This is a genomic window from Algoriphagus sp. UBA3586 (assembly GCF_002376385.1).
Classification (GTDB): Bacteria; Bacteroidota; Bacteroidia; order Cytophagales; family Cyclobacteriaceae; genus Algoriphagus; species Algoriphagus ornithinivorans.
In genome coordinates this window covers 88,311-113,423 of the sequence record NZ_DFMT01000019.1, presented here as the reverse complement: position 1 = coordinate 113,423, position 25,113 = coordinate 88,311, and the positions used below count along the sequence as shown (strand labels likewise).

The following is a 25,113-nucleotide window of genomic DNA, read 5'->3' as shown; positions in this document are numbered from 1 at the left end:
AACTTATTGCAAGGGCTTTTGCTGTTGTCAACCGAAATTCCAGCTATGTAGACATATTAAAATATGCCGCATGAAAAAAAACTGAAAATCTTCTTGCTTAAACCTTAGAATACTGGCAGGCGAAGCTTCCGGATTCTGATCCTTTTAGCAGACAATAAGCCGTATTTTGTTGTTACTGGTAAGAAAGCGGATATCCATAATATTTAATATAGGAATATACAAATTCCAGCCGAATAGAATTTTGTCCTTCGACAAAATATACCTTCTGATAAACTCTACTTATGCGTATTTTCAATAAAAATTAGACCTACAGCATGAAAAAACTTCTACTCATTTTCTTTCTTCTTCCGATTCTTGCTTTTTCGCAGGCACAAGTAGAAACATTCGAGGTTTATAGCCCTTCCATGAAAAAAACATTGAAGGCTGCGATTACACTTCCTAAAAATTACTCAAATTCTGAGAGCAGATTCCCTGTGCTTTATCTTCTCCATGGCGGAAGTGGAGCCTTTTCGGACTGGCATGAAAAAGTAACCGAGGAAAACCTCGTTAGTAAAATGGCAGATCAATACCAGGTAATCATAGTAACTCCAGGTGTGGGACCAGCCAGCTATTATTATGATAGTCCCAAAATGGATTCAGTGAAATATGAAACATACCTTATTAAAGAATTGATCCCTTTCATAGATTCTAATTACAAGACCTTGGCAAAAAAAGAGTCGAGAGCTGTAACTGGACTTTCCATGGGAGGACATGGTGCGATATTGCTTTCTGCCAAATATCCTGAATTATTTGTAGCGGCAGGGAGTATGAGTGGGGTAATGAATATTGATACAAGGATGTGGAAAGTACAGGATGATTTCAGGAATTTAAGAGCTGAAGGGCAAAAACAAATGCTTGGTCAGGAATTAAACTATGAAGCACCAAACTTCAATCCCTACACTGCCGTAGGATGGGTGAAACAAATGAAGGAAAATGGCTTGGCCCTAATTATTGATTGCGGAGTGGATGATTTTCTGATCGATACCAACAGACAAATGCATGCTCTATTACTCGAAAACGGTACTCCACATGAGTATATCGAAAGACCGGGTGCTCACACTTGGAAGTACTGGACAGAAGCGCTCCCTGTTCATATGCTATTTTTCGATAAATACCTGATCAGACAATAGATAGACAACACTAGATCCCGAAATGGTAAAAACACCTTAGAATTCTCGACTATTTTTTGCTTTTTGCAAAACATATTTCACCCAAAACTATGTCCAAATTTGATCCTATAAGGCCTTACTATGATGCTGAAGCTAATGCAGCTATCAGGAAAATCCTGGATGACCCAATGCTGGAAGCAATGATGGGATTTACTTTTCCTGAGGATAATCAGAAAAACTGGAAGGAATTAATGAAGCATACCCATTCATTGAGAGATTTCCAGATCAACTTCATTTATCCTGGTTTGATGAAGGTCTTGGAAAAAAGTTCAGATGGCCTGAGCACCGGTGGCTTTGAGCTTTTGGAGCCCAACACTGCCTATTTATTTATATCCAATCACCGGGATATCATCCTGGATACTTCTCTGCTCAATGCCTGCCTCTACGAAAATGGTTTGGTGATGACCACCTCTGCAATTGGGGACAATTTGATTCAAAAACCATTCTTACATACGCTCTCCAGATTAAACAGAAACTTTGCAATCCAAAGGAGCTTAAAAGGAAGGGAACTCCTAGAAAGCTCACAATTGGTATCTGATTATATCAGAAAATCACTGCTTCAGGAAAATAGAAGCGTTTGGACAGCCCAAAGAGAAGGTAGAACCAAAGACGGAAATGACTTTACTCAAAAGGGTGTATTGAAAATGCTAACCCTGGCGGAAAAAGAGGGAGATGCTTTTTCTTATTTTGAAAAAATCAAGCTCGTACCGGTTTCTATTTCTTATGAATACGATCCTACAGATGTATTGAAGATGCCTGAACTCCTTGCCAAAGCAAGAGATGAAAAATACATTAAAAGCGAAAATGAAGATTTCCTCAACCTCTTAAGAGGAATTATCGGGACTAAAAAGCGAATCCACATCCAAGTGAATGCTGTCTTGGATCAGGAAATCAAAGAAATAGCGCAATCAGGAAATAATCTCAGCGAGAAACTGAATCAACTTTGTCGATTGATCGATTTGCAAATTTGGAATGGCTTTAAGTTATGGCCAAGCAATTTTATTGCTCATGATTTGCTATATGGTGAAAAAGAGTATTCTGATGAGTATACGGAGGAAGAGAAGACAGCTTTTGAAAATAGATTCAAAAATAAAATAGATACCAAAGACCCAGATGTGGTCAAAAACTTCCTGTCTATGTATGCCAACCCGGTGAATAATCAAAAAAAAGCGCTCAGTGAAATCTGAGCGCTTCGGAAGTTTATGTGACGGGCAGTAAGATTTTGAATTGAGTTCCTCCGCCAAGCGAAGAATTGAGCTCCACCTTCCCTTTTAGACCTTGGACGAGATGTAGCACTAATTTCAATCCAAACCCATAGCCGGTTTCCCCCGCAGAACCATTCGTAGAAGTGCCCTCACCACACAAAATCTCATCTACCTTTTCCTGACTCATTCCAGCCCCTGAATCCTTCACTTCAAATAGCAATATTTTATCATTACCAATAATCTCCATATCGCAAAGCACCTTAATTTCCCCACCTTGCGGAGTAAACTTGATGGAGTTGGAAACAAGATTACCTAAAATTTGTAAAATCTTATTTTTCGGAAAAGGCACCTCCGCATTTGGCGATTCTACCTGAACTTCCAAATCGATATTTTTCACCAATGCTTGAGGCTCAAACATATTAACCATCTTTGCCTTCAGGGAATTCAAAGTAAACTCTGCATCGGTCGGCTTCCTAAGCTCTTTATCTTTTCTTAGTCCATAATCTTGGGATAAAATCTCATCCGCCAACTCCAGCAAGGATTTACCACTTTTCTGGATCAGATTGATAAACTCCAACACCTCCTCCAGTTTATTTTGGTTTCCTTGGGATTGAATGATTTCTGCCAAGCCAATGATACCTCCTAAAGGTCCCCGGATATCATGAGCAACTCTATTCTTAACTTGCTGAGTTTCGTGTACCTTTTTCTGAAGGCCTTCTACAGCCTTATAAATTTTAAGGCGATTGACAACTTCTTTGGCAATGATAGAAAGCATCTCTTTTTTTTCAGGACTGAGTTGCTTGTAGTCAGTGTCTAGGACGCACAAAGCTCCTAAACTTATCTCATCATTGACCTTCAAAGGAATCCCGTAATAATACCTCAAGTTTGGATGTCCAATCACAAAAGGTCTATCATTAAACCTTTCATCTGCAGACAAATCTTTCACCTCAAATTCCGACTTCTTAGGGTCCAAAATTGTGTATTGACAAATAGATTCCTCTCTAGGCATTTGACTTACATCCATACCAAAAGAAGATACACTCCATTGAGTGAAGTGATCTATCAAATTAACTAAAGAAACTTTAGTTCCTGCTATTTTAGCTGCAAGCTTGGTCAGATCAGATAGCGAGTTTTCCAGATCCATAAAATCTAGGTCCAGTTCACTTAAGGCCATCAACCTTTCCATTTCATTCTCAGGAATGAGTGATTCGGTACTAATTTTAGGGTGATTCATGCTGTAAAATAAGTGGTATATTGGGTAGGTTTCCAAATTAAAATCATCAAATAATCTCTGGATTTGAAAAGAAACAGATTCCTTTTCTTCAACAGCAAAAATCCGATGATATAATTCAAATTCAACTAATTTTATCTATGGGGAATTTATTGATAATGAGCTTTGTAGCCCTTTTTATTATTCAAGCTAATCTGTTTGCCCAAAGATTAGACACCATCCCTATCGGTTATATTCAAACCAATTTAGGAGAGGTATATATTGAGCTTGACTATAAAACACCAAGGCATCAGAGCAGCTTTATTGAACTGGCGGAAGCTGGCTATTGGGATTCACTGACTTTCAACAGGGTAATTCCAAATTTCGTAGCACAGGGAGGTTGTCCCGATACTCCGGAAGGCTTTAATGATCCTGATTTTTTACTCGAACCTGAATTTCATCCGGACCTTACTCATCAATATGGAGCTGTTGGAGCGGGAAGAGATAATAACCCGGACAAACTCTCTGCCAGATGTCAATTCTATATAGTACAAAATACGCAGGGGCTACATCGATTGGATGGGGACTATACTGTTTTCGGAAAGGTAATCAAGGGAATGGATGTAGTAGACCAAATCGTACATGTGGAGCGGGATTCTGATGACCAACCGCTCATACCGATTACCATGAAAGTCTCTGTGCTTTATCTTAACTTGGAGGATCTAGCTCAACTGAAAAACAACAATTAACATGAACCCAATTAAAATCCTGATTGTCGGTTGTGGCAACATGGGAGCCTCTCATGCAGCAGCCTACCATAAAATGTCTGAATTTGAAATTTGCGGACTGGTGGCACGAGGAGAAAGTAAAAATCGCCTCAATGAAAAACTCAAGTCCAATTATCCGCTGTTTGATAAATATGAGGATGCATTAGCCCAAAGCAAGCCAGATGCTGTTTGTATTTCTACTTATCCTGATACTCACGAGGAATTTGCCATAAAAGCTTTAGAAGCAGGCTGTCATATTTTTATAGAAAAACCACTGGCCGATACTGTCACCGGTTGCGAAAGGATTATCCAAAAAGCAAATGAAACAGGCAAAAAAGTAGTGGTTGGCTACATTCTCCGTCATCATCCATCTTGGATCAGATTTATTGAAGAATCCCAGAAATTAGGAAAACCACTTGTAATGAGAATGAACTTGAATCAACAAAGTCATGGATACATGTGGGATGTACATAGGAATTTGATGAAAAGCTTGAGTCCGATTGTCGACTGCGGCGTACATTATATAGATGTGATGTGCCAAATGACCCGGTCAAAACCATTATCAGTCACAGCTATAGGAGCTCGACTTACAGATGATATAGCCACAGATAATTACAATTATGGGCAACTGCAAATACGCTTTGAGGATGGATCAGTGGGATGGTATGAAGCAGGCTGGGGACCTATGATTTCGGAAACAGCCTTTTTTATAAAAGATGTATTCGGACCAAAAGGAGCGGTGTCGATTGTAGCCAAAGATGCTGGAGCATCTGGAAAGTCAGACGATGTGGATTCTCATACCAAAACAGAATCTATCAGAGTTCATCATGCTGCCATTAATGATAAAAATGAATTTACAAAGGCTGACCAATGGATAGATATGAAGGATGAACCCAATCACCAAGAATTATGCAATCGAGAACAAAGCTATTTCTTAAAAGCTATCCAAAAAGATTTAGATTTGAGTGACCACTTGCAGGATGCTTTAAACAGTCTGAAAATAGCATTTGCTTGTGATGAATCCGTCAAAACCGGGAAGGTTGTAAAGGTATGATATGCCTAATCCCGTTCTTTCAAAAATTAAATATAAAGCGTAAATTATAAGCATCAACATTACCCTTGATGAGCCCTGCAAAAAAAAATCACCCCACCCAATCTGGCTCTCAGAAAACTTCTTCTGAGAAATCTGATCCAAAAAACACAAAGTTTGTAGATGCTATTGAAAATATCAACGGGCTAGGGATTTGGAAATTAAATATCCAAACCGGAGAAAATGATTGGTCTGAGGAATTTTTCAAGATTTGCGGACTCAATCCGAAAAATACAATTCCCAGCACAGAACTTAGATGGTCCATTATTCATCCTGAGGACCGAGAAGAAGCAAAAAAAGCTTTTGAAAATTCAATTACCACGGGAAATCCCTACAAGCTAGAAAAGCGGATTACCCTACCAAATGGGGATATCAAACACATTGAATCCGAAGGTAGGGTTAGTTTTGACGAACATGGTAAGCCTCTTTACTTGATTGGTACATTCAAGGATCTCACCGATTTGAGGGCCAATGAAAATCAATTAACTCAAACCACAGACGAATTAGATAGCATCCTAGAGAATTCGATTGATTTGATTTTTATTTTCGACAAGGATGGAGTGATATCAAAGATCTCCAATAGTGTCGTTGAAACCTTGGGTTATCCCAAAGAAGATATTATTGGGAGGGAGTATACGGAATTTGTTTATCCGGCAGATTTACAAAAAACAAGGGAAGCAAGTGATCAAATCAGAGATGGGGTTAAGATTAGAAATTTCAAAAACCGTTATTTGAATTCAGAAGGAAAGCTGATTCATTTTAATTGGTCTGCTTCCCTGAAAAAGGGCACTGATGATGTTTTGGCAATTGCCCGAGATATTACAGAGTTGGAAGAAATTAAAAAATCCAGGAAGCAGGATAATTTTCGAATTCAAACCATACTCAATACCTCCCCCGATTTAATCTGGAGTTTAGATAGAGACTTTAAATTGGTCAGTGCTAACACAGCTTTTAAACAAATCATCAAAGAGAGTATAAACTGGGAAATCAAGGAAGGAGACGATCTCCTTTCAATTGAGAAATATGGTCCAGATTACATTGAAATCTGGAAAAACCACTATGAAAAAGCATTTTCTGGAAAAAAAATAAAAGTTGAGGATGTCGTAAAAACCCAAAATTCGGAGACTCCTTGCATCTACGAAACCAAAATCAATCCCATCAAAATCAAGGGTGAAGTGGTTGGATTAGCCTGCTTTTCAAGAAATATTACTGAAAAACGAAATGCAGCTGAAAAAATCAAGCAGCTAAACAAGCGCCTATTAAAAGGACAGGAAATGTCCAAAATAGGATATTGGGAAAGTAATTTGATTACCAACCAGATTTTTTGGTCAGATGAAATGTATAGAATCTGGGAAGTAAAAAAATCTGACAGCGATCTCAATTTTGATTTTTTCTTTGAAAGCATTCATCCCGAGGACAAGAAGAATTTCCTTTACCATAGAAATAGAGCAATTACAAAAGAGAAGAATCTAGACGTAGTCTATAGAATTATTTCCCAAAAAGGCAAGGTGAAATACATCCACGAATTAGGAGAACTTGTCGAAGATGATAAAAATGGAGAACAGGTATTTAGAGGAACTGCTCAGGAAATCACCAAGGAAAAAGAAACTGAAATCCAACTAAGAGATAGAAATTTTTTCATCGAATCAACCCTTAATAATATCCCTTTGGGTATTGCCGTCAATAAGATTAGCGATGGTGAGGCCACTTATATGAACAAGGCTTTTGAAGAAGTATATGGATGGCCAAAAGAAGAGATTGTCAGTGTAGAATCCTTTTTCCAAAAAGTTTATCCCAATCCTGAATATAGAGAGTGGATTCAAAAAAGGATTATGGATGATATTTTAAGTGGAGATCCTGAAAGAATGACATGGAGAGGGATTGTCGTAACCACCAAAGATGGAAAAGAGAAAATAGTCAATGCAAAAAACATCCCGGTTCCTGATTTGAATTTGATGATCTCTACGGTCGCAGATGACACAGAAAGATATTGGGCTGAGGAAGCTTTAAAAATAAGTAATGATAGATTTAAGTTAGTATCTGAAGCCGTTTCTGATGCTATCTGGGATTGGGACCTAGAAAAAAGCACCATTTTCTGGGGTAGAGGGTATCATCGCTTATTTGGATATCCTGAATCAAAAAATCAAGTGGATGAAAGCGCATGGTTGGAAAGTATACACCCAGATGATTATAAAGACATTTGGCATAGTATCCTAGAGGCTAGAAAAAATCCTAAGCAAAAGTTCTGGTCTGGTGAATATAGATTTAAAAGGTTTGATGGATCCTATGCTTATGTTGATGAAAAAACCATCATCATCAGAAACTCCAAGGGAGATCCGGTTAGAATGGTGGGTGCCTTACAAGATATCACTAAAGAAAAAGAACGTGAAAATCATCTGAAATTATTGGAGTCAGTGGTAACAAATACCACAGATGCAATTCTTATCACCAATGCTGACCCAGATGAAGAAGGGTACAAAATTATATACGCAAATCAATCATTTGTAAATATGACGGGGTATTCCCAAGATGAAATCTTAGGAAAAACACCTAAAATTCTCCAAGGGAATGATACTGATCTGGAGAAAATGAAAAGATTCGGAAAGGAGCTTAGAGAATGGAAGAGTACTTCCGTCGAAGTAATTAATTATAAGAAAGACGGCACTCCATTTTGGGTGAATATAGTGGTTGTCCCTGTCGCCGATGAATCCGGATGGTACACCCACTGGGTAGGCATCCAAAGAGACATTACGGAAAAGAAACAAAGAGAACAGGAGCTCGAATTAATGAACGAGCGATTCAAAATGGTTTCTGAGGCTACCAATGATGCTATTTGGGATTGGGATGTGAAAAATGGGAATCATTTCTGGGGCGAGGGTTTTTCCAAATTATTTGGAATAGATCTCAGCAAAAAGAAAAATGATACCGAAGAATGGGAAAAGCGCATCCACCCTGAAGATCGAGAGAAAGTATTGGCTCATCTCCAATCAGTATTTGAGAATCCTAATCAAAATGACTTTCAAATTGAATATAGATTTCAAAAAAATAAAACTGAATATGCCTACGTCTTAGACTCTGGGACTGTCATAAGAGATCAAGAAGGTAAGCCAACCAGATTAGTTGGTGCTGTGCAGGATATTAGTGCGCAAAAGGATTACGAAAACTCCCTCAAACAATTAAATGAAACGTTAGAGAAGGCCAATAAAGAGCTGGAACTTTCCAATCAAGAATTGGAACAGTTTGCATATGTGGCATCTCATGATTTACAAGAGCCTTTAAGAATGATCTCCAGCTTTTTGGGATTGATCGAAAAAAGATATGATACAGTCCTAGACGAAAAGGGAAAGAAATATATTCACTTTGCTGTGGAAGGTGCAAAGAGAATGAGACAAATCATCTTGGATCTCCTCGAATTTTCCAAACTGGATAATTTTCAAGAATCCAAAATATGGATTGAATCATCAGAAATCCTGAACATTTCTAAGCTTTTCCTTAAAAAAACTATACAGAAAAAGGATCCTATCTTCCATATCTCCCAATTACCGAAGGTTTTTGGACATAAAAGCACCTTGGTTCAGCTTTTCCAAAACCTGATTTCAAACGCAATCAAATACCAACCTGAAGGACAAAAACCTGAAATTTGGATCTCTGCAAAAGAGAAAAAAACCGAATGGGAGTTTGCTTTCAAAGACAATGGAATAGGCATAGAAAAAGACTATGTAGAAAAAATCTTTATTATTTTCCAAAGACTGCATGTACAAGAAAGCTATTCAGGAACTGGGATAGGGCTAGCGATTAGTAAAAAAATTGTCGACATGCATGGAGGTAAAATCTGGGTGAATTCTACCCCATCTAAAGGTTCAACATTCTATTTCACGATTCAAAAGCCTAGCGAATGATGAAATGGATTAGGCGTCTTTTCTTCAAATCTCCTGTGATCACAGGTCTAGTCGTTTTTCTTTTATCCTTTGGCACAGGCCTTTATCTAACCTTAAAAGAATACCAGCTAGAGCTAATTGAGGAAAAAGAGAATGTTGAAAATATTGCAGAATTAATTGAGGATAGAATCGCTAAGATTATATCCTCTGCAAATTCAGCTGTAAATATTCTTGCCTACTTAGTAAGAACAGATAGACTGGATCAAAATTTCAGAGAAGTTGGAAGAAGCATAATCGATAACATTGACATTATTGATCAAATTCAAGTCTTAGACTCAGGGGAAATTGTAGCAACCTACCCATTGGTCGGAAATGAAATGGTAATTGGCTATGATATCCTCAAAGATCCGTATAGACGAGAAGAGGCTATTATGGCGATTGAGCAGAGGGAGCTTTATTTTGCAGGTCCCTTTGAGCTGAAACAGGGTGGAAAAGGTATAGTGGGAAGGCTCCCACTCTATAAAAATGGCGTATTTGAAGGTTTTACAGCAATCATTATTGATTGGTATAAATTCCAAGATCAGGTCTTATTTGGCTATCAACCCAATTCAGAGTATACTATAGACATCTTAAAAATAGACCCTATCAATAAGGACATTTCTTCCTTACTTAACAGTAACTTTTCCCAATCCGGCGGTCCCATTACAGAATTGGTTATTCCTAGTGGAAATTGGATTATTAAAGTTCAATTGGACAATAGCAACGCGTTTATCTCCATTATTCCAAATACACTTTTTCGATTGATTTCATCAATCCTCTTGGGATTTTTAATCTTTAAACTTGCTGAACAGCCATATAGACTTTCAAAGCAAGTCGAGGAAACTACCAAGGAGTTGTTACTCAGTAATCAGCGGTTTGAACTGGCAACCAAAGCAACTTCTGAAATAATCTGGGATTGGGATATGGAGAAGGACTACACTTATCGAAGTGAAAATTTTGAAAGATTATTAGGGTATAGTCAAGAGGAGTCCTTCAACAATGATAAATTCTGGAAATCCATCATTCATCCTGAGGATTATAATGAGGTTGAAAGCAACTTGAAAAAAGCTTTGGATAGCTCTGCTGAAAAATGGTCCCAAGAATTTCGAGTTAAAAAATCAGACGGACAATACCTTTTCATAGTTGATAAAGGTCTTATCATCAGGAATAAAAAAGGTAAGGCAATCAGGATGATAGGCTCTACCCAAGATATTACAGCTCGAAAAAAGGCCGAAACAGACCTAGCAGATCAGAGACAGAGACTAACTAATGTAATTGAAGGAACAGGCGCCGGTACTTGGGAATGGAATGTACAAACAGGTGAAACCCAATACAATGAAACTTGGGCGAATATTATAGGTTATACCTTGGAAGAATTAGCCCCTCTAAGCATTCAGACATGGATTGACTTTGCTCATCCGGAAGATCTTGAGCAATCCAATCAAGAGCTTGAAAAATGTTTTAGAGGTGAGACTGAGTCTTATGAGTCAGAGTGTAGAATGAAGCATAAAGACGGAAGGTGGGTGTGGGTATTAGATAGAGGAAAAGTATTCTCTTGGACTAAGGATGGAAAGCCTTTAATGATGTTTGGAACCCATGTGGATATTACTGAGAAAAAACTTCGCGAGGAGGAGATAAAAAGGACAAACCTTCAGCTACAATCCGCCAACGAAGAATTAAAATCATTTGCTTCGGTGGCTTCGCATGATATGAAGGAGCCTCTTCGAATGATTAGCTCCTTTCTTCAGCTTTTGGAAAAAAAGTATGAAAATGTATTAGACGAAAAAGGAATTCAATATATCCGATTTGCAGTAGATGGTTCTAAGAGGCTAAGTCAACTGATAGATGATATGATGGAATATGCTCAAATTGGTTTTGATCCCTCCAAACTCAGCAAAGTGGATTTGAATTCAGTGGTTGAGGAAGTTATACAACTAAAACAGAAAGTGATTGAAGAAAATAATGCCATAGTTGAAGTAAGTCCTCTTCCCGATATTTTAGGAATTCGGAGCCCGATCAAAAGCGTTTTCATCAATCTCATTTCAAATGCTTTGAAATATCAGAAGAAGAACGTTCAACCTGTTGTTAAAATATATTCTACCAAAGAAGGATCCGATTACAGAATTACTGTAGAAGACAACGGAATCGGCATTGACAAAGAGTATTATCAAAAGATTTTCAATATTTTTAAAAGACTTCATACGAAGGATGAATACCCTGGAACTGGAATCGGTCTAGCAATATGCAAAAAAGTAGTTTCACAGCATGGTGGAAAAATCTGGCTTGATTCTGAACCTGGAAAAGGCAGTACATTTCATTTCTTATTAAGAGCATATGACGATCAGACCTATTAACATCATGCTTATAGAGGATAACGAAGGCGATATTATCCTCATCCAAGATGCGCTTGAAGAAGCTAAGATTCTCAACAACATGACTATTGCGAGAGATGGTGCTGAGGCGATTGAAAAACTTGAAAAATTAGTGATTGAGACTCCAAATAATTTACCTGATTTGATCTTATTGGACATCAATCTTCCCAAGAAAAATGGCCATGAAGTATTGGAAATATTAAAAAGTAATTCGCGTTTAAAACAAATTCCAATAATCGTCTTGACCACCTCTTCTTCTGAATTAGATATTTTCAAAGCTTACGATTTACATGCAAATTGCTATATTATCAAACCCGTTGAAATCAGTGAATTTCTTAGAGTAGTCAGTAAAATTGAAGATTTCTGGCTATCTGTAGTAAAGCTTCCCAAACCAGCACGTAATGAAGAAGGATGAAAAACCTTACCATATTTTAGTAATTGAAGACAATCTCGGTGACTTCGTCATATTAGAGGAATATTTGTCAGAGTCAATACTCCACCTTGAAGCGACTCATGCTGAAAATTTCAAAGAAGCCGTAGAGCTACTTGAAAAAAATGAACGGCAATACGATTTGGTTTTCCTGGACCTCTCCCTTCCAGATAAATCCGGAGAGGAGTTAGTTAAAGAAATTACTGGTAGAGCTGAGGAAATTCCGGTTGTCGTTTTAACAGGTTTTGCAGACTTGGAATTTGGAAGTCGATCACTTGCCTTAGGCGCTTCAGATTACCTGGTCAAAGATGACCTCTCTCCCGCAGTTCTGTACAAAAGCTTGATCTATAATATTCAGCGGGTAAATTTTATCTCTGAATTAAAAGACTCCAAGAAAAAGTATGCAGATCTTTTCCAGTTAAATCCCTCTCCTATTCTTGTTTATGACTTTGAAACACTCAAGATTTTAGACGTCAATGAGGCATCTGTTCAAAAGTATGGATACAGCAGAGAAGAATTCTTAAATATGGATTTAAAAGATCTTCGACCTAAAGAAGATGAAGCCATTTTGATTTCAGCTGTTGAAGAATTTTGGAAAAAGAATGGAAAAAACTACAAGAAAATATCCAGACACCTCAAAAAAAACGGGGAGCTCATGGATGTTGAAAGAAGTCCAGCCAAAATAAAAATCAATAATAAGGATGCTGGAATGGTCTTAATCAACGACATCACAGAAAACCTTAAGTATATCCATAAAATAGAAGAGCAAAATCAAACCTTTAAGGAAATCGCATGGATTCAGTCGCATGTGGTCAGAGCACCTTTGGCTAGATTGATGGGACTTGTAAACCTATTGGAGGGCTCGGAAGATAATCTAAGTGAGGACAACCAAAAACTGGTAGAGTACATCAAACTTTCAGCTGAAGAATTAGATGCAATCATTAGAGACATTAGCAAAAAGTCAGAAGGAATTTATAATGAATCCTAAGCCTATGAATAAGGAACTTATTATAATTGACGATGACGATATTTTATTGGTGATTCTTGAAAAGATGTTCGGGAAGATTAATCCAAACCTCAAAATATCCACCTTTATCAAGGGTAGCGATGCATTGACTTTTTTAAAAAATTCAGAGTTCAATCAACCTCCTACCCTGCTAGTAGACCTCCATCTCAAAGATTTAAAAGATTGGGACTTTTTGGACAAACTGGAAACTGATGACAGGTTCCGTTCCAAAGTTTTTATCATTACATCTTCAGTGAACTCCGAGAATCCAAGTAAATCTAAGAGGTATAAAAACGTAGCCGGTTTTTTTGAAAAACCTTTAACTTTTGACATCATCCAAAGAATCAACCAATTAATCGTGGAATCTAATCCTAATTGAAAATAACCCAAGAATGAAAGAGCAACAAGTCCTGATTACTGGAGGAGCAAGTGGAATAGGCTTAGCAATGGTTCAAAAATTTGCTACTGAAGGTGCTCGGGTCTTTTTTATTGATACAAACTCTACAGAAGGTCAAAAGACAGAAACCATAGAAAGAGAGAAAGGACATCAGGTTACTTTTTGGCATGTAGACATTACCTCATTGGATCAAGTCAGGCAAAGAATCCAAACCCTTTCAGGAAAACTTCATGCTCTTATAAATAATGCAGGCATCTCCCATATTGGAAAACTAGAAAACACGAGTGAAGAGGATTTTGACCGGATAGTTCAGGTCAATGTGAAGGGAATGTTTTTGGTCACCAAAGCAGCATTGCCAAAACTTATTTCAGAAGGAGGAGGAGCTATTCTCAACCTTTGTTCTGTAGCAGCTACCATGGGTATTCCAGACCGCTTTGCCTACAGCATGAGCAAGGGTGCAGTTCTTTCCATGACTTTGAGTATTGCGCGGGACTATGTAGATCAGGGAATTCGCTGCAACTGCTTATCCCCTGGCAGAGTCCACACACCTTTCGTTGATGGTTTTTTGGCAAAGAATTATCCCGGAAAAGAAAAAGAAATGTTCGAAAAACTTGCCTCCACACAAGCTATGGGAAGAATGGGGAAACCAGAAGAAATCGCCGCACTGGCTTATTTTCTTTGCAGTGAGGACTCAAAGTTTATTACTGGTACAAACTTCAATATTGATGGAGGTTTTCAGAACCTGAAAATGTAAGATATAAACCTGATCATAACCTAAACCTATTTGAATGAAACTTATCCGATTTGGAGAAAAGGGACAAGAAAAACCCGGAATCCAAAATTCAGAAGGAAAAAATCTAGACTGTAGCAGCTTTGGAGAGGACTGGAATGAGACCTTCTTAACCAATAATGGACTGGAAAGATTGAAAGTTTGGCTGCAGGCCAATCAATCCAAACTTCCTGAAATCCCGGCTAACTCCAGACTAGCCTCTCCTATCGCCAGACCTTCCAAAATCATTTGTGTTGGCTTGAATTATAGAAAGCATGCTGCTGAAGCAGGAATGGCAGTTCCTGAGGTGCCAATTTTATTTATGAAAGCCACTTCCTCCCTATCTGGGCCATATGATCCTATTTTTATTCCAAGAAACTCAAAGAAAACAGATTGGGAAGTTGAGCTGGCAGTGGTAATTGGGAAAAGGGCAAAATACGTATCCGTTGAAAATGCGATGGATCATGTAGCAGGATATTGCCTCCACAACGATGTAAGCGAACGGGATTTCCAACTCAATCATGGAGGGCAGTGGGTAAAAGGAAAAAGCGCAGACAACTTCGCACCACTAGGTCCATTTTTAGCAACCAAAGAAGAAATACCCGATCCCCACCAATTGAGATTATGGCTCAAACTCAATGGAAAAATTCTTCAAGACAGCTCAACTTCTGATTTGATATTTGACATTCCAACCATAGTATCTCATATCAGTCAGTACATGACCTTATTGCCGGGTGATATAATTTCCACTGGTACTCCAGCGGGCGTCGGCATGGGACTCAAGCCAGAACCCAAATATTTGGAGCATGGTGATGTGGTTGAATTGGGAATAGAAGGCCTTGGAATCTCAAGACAAGTGGCCATCAATGATCCTGAAGCATGAGAATTGACTCCCATCAGCACTTTTGGGAGTATAACCCAAAAAATCAGGACTGGATAGACGACTCCATGAAAAGGATTCGCAGAAATTTTTTACCAGGCGATTTAAAGCCATTGCTAGATGAATTTCATTTGGATGGCTGTGTTGCGGTTCAGGCAGTCGAGTCCTATCGGGAAACAGATTATTTATTGGATTTAGCAGATCAAAATCCCTGGATTTTGGGAGTGGTTGGCTGGGCAGACCTGACTTCAGAAAATTTGGAGGAAAAGCTGGAGGAATACAATGAACATCCTAAGTTGAAGGGCTTCCGGGAAGTATTGCAGTCAAAAGATCCTCGCTATATGCTTCAGGAGAACTTTATACGAGGTTTACAAACGCTACATTCCAAAGGTTATACTTATGACATATTGGTATATCCCCAGCATCTCAAAGCTGTTTTGGAGTTGGTTAAAAAATGCCCAAATCAATCTTTTGTCATAGACCATCTTGCTAAACCCTTTATCCAAAAAGGGGAATGGAAAGAATGGCAAAAACTCCTCGCTCCCATAGCGGAAAGAGAGCTGATTCACTGCAAAATTTCAGGAATGGTGACGGAGGCAGATTGGAAAAACTGGAATAAGGATCAGCTTTATCCATACTTAGAAATTGCTTTGGAGCTATTCGGACCTCAAAGACTCATGTTTGGAAGTGATTGGCCGGTTTGTCTTCTTGCTGCAGAATATGAGCAAGTGATAGGTGTAGTTGAAGAGTTTACAGACACGCTTTCCAAAGATGAAAAAAGTTGGATAATGGGAAATACGGCTGAAAAATTTTACAAATTAAGCTAGCCTAAATTTATTTACTATGAATCTCTCCCTCAATCAAAAAGTGATACTCATATCGGGCGGTGCCAAAGGTATCGGAGCTGCAGTTGCAAAAGGACTGATTGAGGAAGGAGGGATTCCTGTGATTATCGATCCATCGGGAGAAGAAGCCAGGCAAATTATTGATTTTGCAAATAATCAAGCCTTGCACCTTCCTTTAAGACTAGTAAGGGCAGCCGATGCGTCAAGAGCTGTTGAGGAAACCCTAAGAAAATTTGGAAGAATAGATGGCATAGTAAATAATGCAGGTTCCAATGATGGAGTAGGTTTGGAAAATGGTAATCCGGAGGCATTTGAAAACTCAGTGTCTAAAAACTTATTCCACTATTACCATTTAGCGCATTATTCTCTGCCAGCTCTAAAGACAAGTCAAGGCAGCATAGTAAATATTTCTTCCAAAACAGCAGTAACTGGTCAGGGAGGAACATCTGGATATGTCGCTGCAAAAGGAGCACAGCTAGCTCTGACTCGTGAGTGGGCAGCAGAACTTCTCCCCTATCAGATCAGGGTTAATGCAGTGATCCCAGCAGAAGTATATACCCCGATGTATGAAAACTGGATCCAATCCTTTCCAAATCCAGAAGAAAAACTGGAAGAAATAAACCGGAAAATCCCCCTGGGAAGAAGAATGACTCAAGCTGATGAAATTGCAGCTATGGTCCTGTTTCTGCTTTCACCCAGATCTTCCCATATCACCGGCCAACATCTTTTCGTAGATGGGGGCTATACTCATCTTGACAGGGCTTTATGAAATCAGCTACTCCCATAGTCCCAAAAAATCTTCTTATTCCCTTTGTTTTAATTACCTCCTTATTTGCCTTGTGGGGATTTGCCAATGACATCACCAATCCCATGGTTGCGGCTTTTAAGCGAGTTCTGGAATTGAATAATGTCCAAGCATCATGGGTGCAAATGGCCTTTTATGGAGGTTATTTCACTATGGCTTTGCCAGCAGCCTTTTTTATTAAAAAATACTCTTATAAAACCGGAGTCTTGTTGGGTTTAGGCTTATATGCTTTTGGAGCTTTACTCTTTTACCCAGCAGCTGCATGGGAAAGCTATGGATTCTTTTTAGCTTCCTTATATATTTTGACTTTTGGATTGGCTTTTCTGGAAACTACAGCTAATCCCTATATTCTCTCCATGGGAGCAGAGGCCACGGCCACACAAAGACTCAACCTTGCACAAGCATTTAATCCTATGGGCGCATTGGCTGGCCTTTTCGTAGCAAAACAATTTATTCTGAATGCTTTGCAATCCAATAACTTGGATGAAAACGGGAAATTAATTTACCCCACTTTGGAAGAAGCTTCTAAAGCGCTGGTTCGAACCAATGATCTAATGGTCATAAGGAACCCTTATGTCATGCTAGGTTTGGTGGTGTTAGGAATCATGCTTCTTATAGCTTTGGTTAGAATGCCTGAGTCAAAGGATAGCGGAAAAATTAATTTCTGGCCGAGCATGCAAAGGCTTTTTTCTAATAAAAATTTCGTGGGAGGAACGATCGCTCAGATGTTTTATGTAGGTGCTCAAATTATGGTTTGGACCTATATTTATCAATATGCAGAAGCAATGGGAATTGAGAATGCAGATGCTGTGAATTACGGATATGCAGCATTGATTTTATTTTTGATAGGCAGGTGGATTTGCACTTTCCTCTTGAGATATATTTCAGCAACCAATCTTCTGCTTTCCTTTTCAGTTCTAGCCATATTTTTTACGGGAGGGGCAATTTTCATTCCAGGAGAATTAGGGCTTTACAGTTTGGTAGGAATCAGTTTTGCCATGTCATTAATGTTTCCCACCATCTACGGAATCGCTTTGGAAGGACTAGGAGAAGACGCCAAGTTTGGGGCTGCATTTTTGGTTATGGCAATTGTAGGCGGAGCAATCATGCCTACTTTACAGGGAATAGTCTTGGACTGGGGAGGTTCGGGATATACCGATATTCAAATCTTGGGCGTATCCGAAGTTCGATTCTCCTTTTTTCTGCCACTAATTTGCTTTGTGGTGGTCGGCCTTTTCGCCTACCAAGTCCAACGTCGAAAGAAGAACTTGAATGCTTTATAATTTGATAAACTGATGAAAACTTTCCTCTTGATCTGTGACTTGAAAGATGAACCTGAAGCTATCGAGGCCTATGATAAATGCCATCAAGCTGTGCCAGAACCAATTCTGGAAAGCATTCAAGAATCAGGAATTCTTGAAATGAATATTTTTCGTTGGAAAAACAGGCTCAGCATGACTTTAATAACCAAAGATGATTTCAGTTTTGAGAAAAAAGAACAATTGGACCTAGCCAATCCTAAAGTGCAGGAGTGGGAATCCTTTGTAGGACAATATCAACAAAATCTACCTGGAACTCCTCCTCACTGGAAATGGGCTATTTGTGAAAAGATATTTGATTTTAAAACTTTTGCAAAAGAGCAATAATCATAAAGTTTTTAGACTTTCTCTCGTTTGTACTTATATTTGATACATTAACAACGGGGTGCCTAATCAAGGCTGAGATCATACCCGCAAACCTGATCTGGATAATGCCAGCGTAGGAATTGTAAATGCCAATAAGGCTCTATTCTTTATGGGATTCATTCAGGTCTAACTATTTAGACGAATGAGCAAATTAATCCAACAAGAAAAATTTCAAGTTGTACCTGAGGAAATTCGAACCTGGCAAGGTCGAAAAGAATGGTTCTTCAATCGAGATGATACAGATCATTACGAACAATACTACGAAGGCCCTTATAAGAAACAAGAAGTTTGGCAAAAAAAGACTTTAGAGGACTTAATTAAGCAAGATCGCCGAGTTCAGACCTTATTAGAATTTGGCTGCGGAACAACTAGATTTACCCGCTGGTGGCATGAGGTCGGCATAGAAGCTACTGGAGGGGATATTTCCCCATTTATGCTAGCCCAAGGCGTACAGCTTTTTGATGGAGATCTGGTTTTGGCTGACTCGCACCATATGCCCTTCAAGAACCACTCCTTCGATGCATTGGCCTTCATTACTACCTTCGAATATTACAAAAACCCCGAAGCTGTAATCCAAGAAGCTGCTAGAGTAGGAAAGTATGGGATTATTTTTGGAATGATGAACCGTAATACTCCTAAACTAATTCGAAGAAGAGTCCAGCAGTTTTTTGGCAAAAATAATTATTACGTGACTGCCAACTTTTACACACCAGCATCATTGAAAAACCTTCTAGATAAAGCCCTTCCTGATAGGGATTTCAAAATCGAATGGAATGCTACTGGTCTTCCTGAATGGTTTCCGAAAAAGCAGTGGAAAGTCCCTTTTGGTGATTTTTTTGGTTTATATGTTCAATTCAATGATGTATAATGGGTGCTTTTGAAAATTTCTCAGGAAAAATAAGTGCACAAATTTTCAAGCAAAACCTTTTGAACCGTTACGGTGCCAAAAGAAAAGAGGTGATTTGTGGTCCCAAATTTGGGGTTGACACAGCGGTCATAGATTTAGGAAATGGTAGCGCATTAGCTATATCTTCAGACCCATTGACTTTAATCCCTTCCTTGGGAATGAAGGTATCTGCGTGGCTCTCAATCCATTTGCTGGTCAATGATATGTGCACAACTGGATTTGCTCCACAATATGCCCAATTTGTACTGAATCTTCCTTCCAACCTGAGTAGGGAGCAATTTGACGAATATTGGCAGTATATTCATGATCTATGTGAAACATTGGATGTTTCAATCACCGGAGGACATACCGGACAGGTACCTGGACAAGATTCTACTATTTCAGGAGGTGGAACCATGTTTTTACAGGCTCAAAAGGATAAAATTCTCACCAGTAACCTAGCACAGGATGGAGATTCCTTAATCCTAACAAAGGGAGCTGCTCTGTCAAGTACTTCATTGTTGGCTATGGCTTTTCCTGATTATGTCCGGCGAAATTTAGGAGAAACAAAATTCCAAAAAGCAATAAATAACTTTTGGAAGCTCTCCGTTCTCCCCGAGGCAATGCTGGCTTCTACTAATTTAAATCACAAAAGCGAACTTAGAGCTATGCACGACGTCACCGAAGGTGGAGTCTATGGAGCTATAAATGAAATGGCAGATGCTTCTGGATTGGGATTTGTGATAAATCGAACTAAAATTCCCGTCCTAAATGAAATCAGAGAAGTGGCAGAATTATTCAAAATAGATCCATTAATCTCGATTGGGGCCGGAGCCTTACTTTTATCTGTAAAAAAAGAATTAGAAAAACCTTTGCTTCAACTATATGAACAACATAACATTGAAGCATGCTGTATAGGAAATTTTACTTCCTCCCAAACAAAAGAAATAATATGTCAAAATGGGGATGTAATACCTTTTGAATTTGATGGTAAAGACCCCTATTGGGAGGCATTTTATAATGCCCTTAAATCTGGAATTTCATGAAATCACTTTCTGGACTCTATTTGGTATTAGACCCAAACCAAAACTGGGAGTCTACATATTCTAAACTCCAACTTGCACTTGAGGCGGGACTAGGAGTTGTCCAGATTTGGAATAACTGGTCTGAGAGTGTAGATCAAACTCAAAAACAAGAATTTTGCAAAAGAGTAAAGGAAATTGCAGACCACTTCAAAGTCCCTGTACTAATCAATGAAGAATGGATATTAGCCTTGGAAACTGAGCTAGACGGAGTACATTTTGATCATATCCCAGCAGACTGGAATATCATTAAAAAACGACTTGAAGACAAACTGATTGGACTTACCGTTGGTAATGAGTTGGAGCTAATTCAGTGGGCTAATGAAAATAAGCTTTCCTATATCAGTTTTTGTTCTGTTTTCCCTTCCTCCTCGGTAGATACCTGTCAGCTCGTAAAGCATGAAACCATAAGGCAGGCCGAAACATTAACCTCTTTACCAATATTTCTTTCTGGAGGTATTAAGCCCGAAAACCTACACCTACTTGAAGAATTTTCTTATCAGGGCTTAGCTGTTATTTCAGGGATCATGAATCAGATTAATCCCAAAAAAGCATCTCTAGACTATATCCAAAAAATGAAAAATCATCATGAATAGAAAACTAATTCAAAAACTCTGCTGTCCTTTTGACAAAAATGATCTTTCAATAAAAGTTATTCTCGAAACAGAAGATAAGCAGATCATCGAGGGAATTCTAAATTGTTCTAAATGTCAAAGATATTTCCCAATCATTTATGGTATCCCAATTATGACACCGGATGAGTATAGAGAAAAATCCTTAGAATTACCCAGCCTGCAAAGATGGGGACTTGAAATTGATTCAGAACAAAAATCTTTTCAATTAATCATTCCCATTGAGCAAAAAAAATTAAAATAATAACAACGAATATCATTAAAGCTAGAGGGTATTACATTTATAGATAAATATTGTTTAGGATTCTGTAAAACATGAAAAATTAAAGTCAAAAATATGAAAAAGGCTATTCCTACTTTTCTTTTCATCTTTTTTTCAATATCTGTATTGGCTCAGAATTATATCATATCACTTTGGAAAGGTAATCCGCCTCTACAGATTACATCTGGGTCTCAAGAAGTTTCTATCCAAGAAGGAATCCTTCGAATATCAAACGTGCAAATCCCTAGCATAGAAGTTTATCTTCCAACAAAGCAAATTGCTACCGGTCAGGCAGTCGTAATCTTTCCAGGGGGAGGATATGGAATCTTAGCTTATGATTGGGAAGGGACAGATTTTGCCAAATGGCTGAATTCACAGGGAATTGCAGGTATAGTAGTTAAATATAGACTTCCGATTTCCCAGTCTCTAATCAATCCCAAGGAAGTTCCATTATTAGATGCACAAAGAGCATTAAGGTTGGTTAGACATCATGCTGAAATTTGGAATATCGATCCAGAAAAAGTTGGCGTAATGGGCTTTTCTGCTGGAGGACACTTGGCATCAACACTAAGCACCCAATTTTCCTATGAATTGGAAAGAACCAAAGATAAAATTGACAATATTTCAGCAAGACCGGATTTTTCCATTTTAGTTTATCCTGTCATCACATTCCAAGATCAATATACTCATGGGGGATCCAGAAAAAACCTATTGGGAGAAAAGCCTTCACAGGAACTCATCGATCGTTTTTCCAATGAGAAAAATGTGAATGCCAATACTCCACCTACTTTTTTGGTTCATGCTCAAGATGATTTGGCTGTTCCAGTAGAAAACAGCCTCCTTTATTATCAGGCTCTAAGAGCCAATGAAGTTTCGGCCTCATTACATCTTTACCCAAGTGGCGGACATGGTTTTGCTTTTGGAATGGGAAAAGGAACTGTGGAAAACTGGAGATTAGTACTTTTGGATTGGATTAAAACTCTAAACTAATGCCGATTAAAGTAATTGCTTTCGATGCAGATGATACACTTTGGTTGAATGAACCATTTTTCAGAGAAGCAGAAGAAAAATTCGCTTCACTACTAGAAGACTTTATGCCAGAGCATGCGATAATCAAGGAGCTATACCGAACAGAAATAGAAAATCTCCAATTATATGGCTACGGAATAAAAGGCTTTATGCTTTCCATGATAGAAACAGCCATGAAAATCAGTGAGCATAAAATGCCGATTTTATTGATAGAAAAAGTGATCAAAATTGGTCGAGAAATGCTGGAAAAGCCCGTTGAACTCCTTCCTGGGGTTGAGGAAGTTTTAAAAAGTTTGAACGGGGATTACAGGATAGTTTTAGCAACCAAAGGCGACCTTTTGGATCAGGAAAGGAAATTGAAGAAGTCAGGTCTGGAAAAATATTTTCATCACATAGAAATTATGAGTGAAAAGAAAGTGGCAGATTTTGAAAAGCTCATTCGCCATTTAGATGTTTCTCCTTCGGATTTTGTCATGTTAGGCAATAGCTTAAAATCTGATATACTACCCGTGCTAGAAATAGGCGGACATGCCATTCACATACCTTTTCATATTACTTGGATTCATGAGCAAATAGACCATGAAATCCAACACGAAAGATTCGCCGAAGTAGAAAATATTTCCTTAGCGGCTGATTTAATTAGGAGGATGTAATTCAGGAATTGACCAAATTAGTTGTATCTCCTTCATTTAAGCCAGTTGCATGAAGAGTGATACCATGCTCCATCCAAGCTTTTAGATTCGCCAACCAAAAAGTCCATCCACCATAACAACCCACAAAAAGTTCCATTTTATGTTTATCGTCAGTAGGGATCTGTTTTTGAATTAAGGTGACTTCAGTTCCCCATTTGCTTTCTTTCAAATGAATATCAACAATGCCTCCAGGGCCAAAAGTAAAGGAGATGAGTTTTTTATTTTTTATTTTCAATACCTCCCCTTCTTCTCGATGTGGCCAATTGTTCCATTTCCAAGAAAAAGTATCCCCTTGCTGAACAGTTTCAATGGGCTTTCTTCCAACTCCGTTTGAGTCTTTGAATTCAGCTATTTCTAAAAACCAAGTTTCTAATAATCGTTTTTGAGTCCAAGCATCAAAGACCAATTGAGCTGGTTTCTGAATATGGATTCTACGGGTGAAAGTCGTCCAATCAATAGATTTTTCCATGGAGCTGATTTAAAGATCAAAAGGCAATTATTTAATTTACACATTATCAGCAAATTGACCAACAGCGAATTAAAATTCATTATACCCTTTGCCTTCCATAATCTTTACAACTGAGTTTTGGATTCTTTTCATCCTAGTACCAGATTGCTTCGCCTGATTGAAATAAATCAAATAGCCTCTTTGTCTACCTGGAGTTAAAGACTCGAAGGCTTTTTTGAAAAGACTATCATTTCTAAAATACGCTAAAAGTTCTTCGGGAAGCTTGGGCTTAGTGTCTATAGAAGAAGTTTTGATTCCTGATTTTTCTATCTCCATTGCCTCTTGGATATAGTGGATAATTAATTCTCTGTTTTCCCTGATTGAGTCTGCATTATAAAATTTCCATAGCTTTCCAGTTCGGCTATTTGGTCCAGCAAACTCTAAAATATTTGCTGGGTCTTTCATCAAGGAACCTTTTAAAAAAGACAAAAAGACACAATCCTTAAATGATGAGAGGATTAGTACATTTTTCCCATTCAAAGTATAGCAAGGCTGCGACCATTTAAGCTCCTCGACCAATTCTGTTGTTATGACATAGCTGCGAAGCAGCAACAATTCTTCTTGCCAAGTGTGAACCTTGCAATGAGGAGTTTGAAATAAGGAGCAACGCCCACAACCACTGGAAAAATATTCTGAGATTTTTTTATCCATTATTTTGGTGGTTTTCCAATTCAATTTTAGATTTTATTTTTTCATTTCAAATTTAGAGATAGCCCAAAACCTATTTAAAGGCATATTATCCGACAACAAACGACTGCTATCGGATACTATCGACTGCCTCCCGACTAATTTTCGACCTGTTACTGAACTTGGGCTCATCAAGTTTTCCTCTGGCGAAAACGATGCATGTCAAATTTTAACTAACAAAAACTATGAACACGCTAAGAAACAAAGTTCAGCTAATCGGCCGTCTAGGCGACAAAATTGAAGTTAAGACTTTAGAGTCTGGAAGGAAATTGGGCAAAATCAATCTTGCTACCAATGAAACTTACCGTAATCAACAAGGTGAGAAAGTAACGGAAACCACTTGGCATAACCTTGTGATTTGGGGCAAGCAAGTAGAAATCTTGGAAAAGTACACCGACAAGGGTTCTGAGCTTGCTGTAGAGGGAAAAATCTCCAACCGAGATTATACTGACAAAGACGGAAACAAGCGATATATCACAGAAATCGTAGTCCACGACTTTCTGCTTTTGGGATCCCCCAAAGGCAAGGAAAAGGCAACGGTAGTGCAAGGTGAGGATGATTTGCCTTTTTAAAAATTAATTGGGGCTGTCTCATAATTCTGTTTAATGTCAGTCTGCGAGGCCACCTGGCATCATGCAGGGGATGAGGGCCGTTATTATCCTTTTAGCCTAAAATCGATCTCGTAAGGTCTTCGGGATACTCAATGTGACCAAATCACTTTGGAGACAGCCCCTTAATTACAATATATT

General features: G+C 38.4%; 25 protein-coding genes and 1 riboswitch. Of the genes, 22 read left to right on the top strand and 3 right to left on the bottom strand.

The window, feature by feature from the left end:
- Positions 1-314 precede the first annotated feature (314 nt).
- Both B2906_RS07490 and B2906_RS07485 read left to right on the top strand, forming a co-directional pair.
- Positions 315-1,169, top strand: a complete 855-nt coding sequence (locus tag B2906_RS07490; protein WP_144607262.1) for an alpha/beta hydrolase — start codon at positions 315-317, stop codon at positions 1,167-1,169.
- Positions 1,170-1,258: 89 nt separating this feature from the next.
- Positions 1,259-2,395, top strand: a complete 1,137-nt coding sequence (locus B2906_RS07485) for a 1-acyl-sn-glycerol-3-phosphate acyltransferase (RefSeq protein ID WP_219958269.1) — start codon at positions 1,259-1,261, stop codon at positions 2,393-2,395.
- Between the two features lie 13 nt (positions 2,396-2,408).
- Here B2906_RS07485 and B2906_RS07480 read toward each other — a convergent pair whose 3' ends face one another.
- Entirely contained in the window at positions 2,409-3,647 is a 1,239-nt protein-coding gene (locus tag B2906_RS07480; protein ID WP_219958268.1) for a GAF domain-containing sensor histidine kinase, read from the bottom strand.
- Between the two features lie 155 nt (positions 3,648-3,802).
- Here B2906_RS07480 and B2906_RS07475 point away from each other — a divergent pair, with 155 nt between their 5' ends.
- The 19 genes from B2906_RS07475 to B2906_RS07385 all read left to right on the top strand — a co-directional run bounded on the left by B2906_RS07475 (position 3,803) and on the right by B2906_RS07385 (position 23,130).
- Entirely contained in the window at positions 3,803-4,372 is a 570-nt protein-coding gene (locus B2906_RS07475) for a peptidylprolyl isomerase (protein WP_255590516.1), read from the top strand.
- A 1-nt stretch (position 4,373) separates the two neighbouring features.
- Positions 4,374-5,444: a Gfo/Idh/MocA family protein gene (locus B2906_RS07470; protein WP_219958266.1), complete on the top strand. Its 1,071-nt coding sequence runs from the start codon at positions 4,374-4,376 to the stop codon at positions 5,442-5,444.
- A gap of 68 nt (positions 5,445-5,512) precedes the next feature.
- Complete coding sequence (locus B2906_RS07465; RefSeq protein WP_219958265.1) at positions 5,513-9,379, top strand: PAS domain S-box protein; 3,867 nt, start codon at positions 5,513-5,515, stop codon at positions 9,377-9,379.
- On the top strand, positions 9,376-11,751 hold the full coding sequence (locus tag B2906_RS07460; RefSeq protein ID WP_219958264.1) for a PAS domain-containing protein: 2,376 nt from the start codon (positions 9,376-9,378) through the stop codon (positions 11,749-11,751). Before B2906_RS07465 ends, B2906_RS07460 begins: the two co-directional genes overlap by 4 nt.
- 4 nt (positions 11,752-11,755) lie before the next feature.
- Positions 11,756-12,184, top strand: coding sequence for a response regulator (locus tag B2906_RS07455; protein ID WP_255590515.1), 429 nt, complete (start codon positions 11,756-11,758; stop codon positions 12,182-12,184).
- Positions 12,171-13,187: a response regulator gene (locus tag B2906_RS07450; RefSeq protein ID WP_219958263.1), complete on the top strand. Its 1,017-nt coding sequence runs from the start codon at positions 12,171-12,173 to the stop codon at positions 13,185-13,187. Before B2906_RS07455 ends, B2906_RS07450 begins: the two co-directional genes overlap by 14 nt.
- 4 nt (positions 13,188-13,191) lie before the next feature.
- A complete protein-coding gene (locus tag B2906_RS07445) occupies positions 13,192-13,584 on the top strand; it encodes a hypothetical protein (protein WP_219958262.1) in 393 nt (130 codons plus the stop codon).
- 13 nt (positions 13,585-13,597) lie between these two features.
- Positions 13,598-14,356, top strand: coding sequence for an SDR family NAD(P)-dependent oxidoreductase (locus B2906_RS07440; RefSeq protein ID WP_219958261.1), 759 nt, complete (start codon positions 13,598-13,600; stop codon positions 14,354-14,356).
- Between the two features lie 34 nt (positions 14,357-14,390).
- Positions 14,391-15,254 carry a fumarylacetoacetate hydrolase family protein gene (locus tag B2906_RS07435; protein WP_219958260.1) on the top strand — a complete coding sequence of 288 codons (864 nt, stop codon included), beginning with the start codon at positions 14,391-14,393 and terminating at the stop codon, positions 15,252-15,254.
- Positions 15,251-16,078, top strand: coding sequence for an amidohydrolase family protein (locus B2906_RS07430; protein ID WP_219958259.1), 828 nt, complete (start codon positions 15,251-15,253; stop codon positions 16,076-16,078). Before B2906_RS07435 ends, B2906_RS07430 begins: the two co-directional genes overlap by 4 nt.
- A 16-nt stretch (positions 16,079-16,094) precedes the next feature.
- Positions 16,095-16,865, top strand: coding sequence for an SDR family oxidoreductase (locus tag B2906_RS07425; RefSeq protein ID WP_219958258.1), 771 nt, complete (start codon positions 16,095-16,097; stop codon positions 16,863-16,865).
- Positions 16,862-18,184 carry an L-fucose:H+ symporter permease gene (gene fucP, locus B2906_RS07420; RefSeq protein WP_219958257.1) on the top strand — a complete coding sequence of 441 codons (1,323 nt, stop codon included), beginning with the start codon at positions 16,862-16,864 and terminating at the stop codon, positions 18,182-18,184. Before B2906_RS07425 ends, fucP begins: the two co-directional genes overlap by 4 nt.
- Positions 18,185-18,196: 12 nt before the next feature.
- The gene (locus B2906_RS07415) at positions 18,197-18,547 is read left to right on the top strand and encodes an L-rhamnose mutarotase (protein ID WP_219958256.1); all 351 of its coding nucleotides are present in this window, start codon (positions 18,197-18,199) and stop codon (positions 18,545-18,547) included.
- Positions 18,548-18,591: 44 nt separating this feature from the next.
- A riboswitch (TPP riboswitch) is annotated at positions 18,592-18,683 on the top strand.
- 45 nt (positions 18,684-18,728) lie between these two features.
- Positions 18,729-19,454, top strand: a complete 726-nt coding sequence (locus tag B2906_RS07410) for a class I SAM-dependent methyltransferase (RefSeq protein WP_219958255.1) — start codon at positions 18,729-18,731, stop codon at positions 19,452-19,454.
- Positions 19,454-20,518: an AIR synthase family protein gene (locus B2906_RS07405; protein ID WP_219958254.1), complete on the top strand. Its 1,065-nt coding sequence runs from the start codon at positions 19,454-19,456 to the stop codon at positions 20,516-20,518. Before B2906_RS07410 ends, B2906_RS07405 begins: the two co-directional genes overlap by 1 nt.
- Positions 20,515-21,150 (top strand): thiamine phosphate synthase, encoded by a 636-nt coding sequence (locus B2906_RS07400; protein WP_219958253.1) that lies wholly within the window; start codon positions 20,515-20,517, stop codon positions 21,148-21,150. The genes B2906_RS07405 and B2906_RS07400 overlap by 4 nt, the downstream gene beginning before the upstream one ends.
- The gene (locus tag B2906_RS07395) at positions 21,143-21,430 is read left to right on the top strand and encodes a Trm112 family protein (protein WP_219958252.1); all 288 of its coding nucleotides are present in this window, start codon (positions 21,143-21,145) and stop codon (positions 21,428-21,430) included. Before B2906_RS07400 ends, B2906_RS07395 begins: the two co-directional genes overlap by 8 nt.
- Before the next feature lie 93 nt (positions 21,431-21,523).
- Positions 21,524-22,438: an alpha/beta hydrolase gene (locus B2906_RS07390; protein WP_219958251.1), complete on the top strand. Its 915-nt coding sequence runs from the start codon at positions 21,524-21,526 to the stop codon at positions 22,436-22,438.
- Entirely contained in the window at positions 22,438-23,130 is a 693-nt protein-coding gene (locus tag B2906_RS07385; protein ID WP_219958250.1) for an HAD family hydrolase, read from the top strand. The genes B2906_RS07390 and B2906_RS07385 overlap by 1 nt, the downstream gene beginning before the upstream one ends.
- Position 23,131: 1 nt before the next feature.
- Here the strand turns inward: B2906_RS07385 and B2906_RS07380 are convergent, their stop codons facing one another.
- Together B2906_RS07380 and B2906_RS07375 are read right to left on the bottom strand one after the other, a co-directional pair.
- A complete protein-coding gene (locus tag B2906_RS07380; protein WP_219958249.1) occupies positions 23,132-23,638 on the bottom strand; it encodes an SRPBCC family protein in 507 nt (168 codons plus the stop codon).
- Positions 23,639-23,707: 69 nt separating this feature from the next.
- Positions 23,708-24,328, bottom strand: a complete 621-nt coding sequence (locus tag B2906_RS07375; protein ID WP_219958248.1) for a YdeI/OmpD-associated family protein — start codon at positions 24,326-24,328, stop codon at positions 23,708-23,710.
- Positions 24,329-24,549: 221 nt separating this feature from the next.
- Here B2906_RS07375 and B2906_RS07370 point away from each other — a divergent pair, with 221 nt between their 5' ends.
- Positions 24,550-24,936 carry a single-stranded DNA-binding protein gene (locus B2906_RS07370; protein ID WP_091654629.1) on the top strand — a complete coding sequence of 129 codons (387 nt, stop codon included), beginning with the start codon at positions 24,550-24,552 and terminating at the stop codon, positions 24,934-24,936.
- Positions 24,937-25,113: the final 177 nt, after the last annotated feature.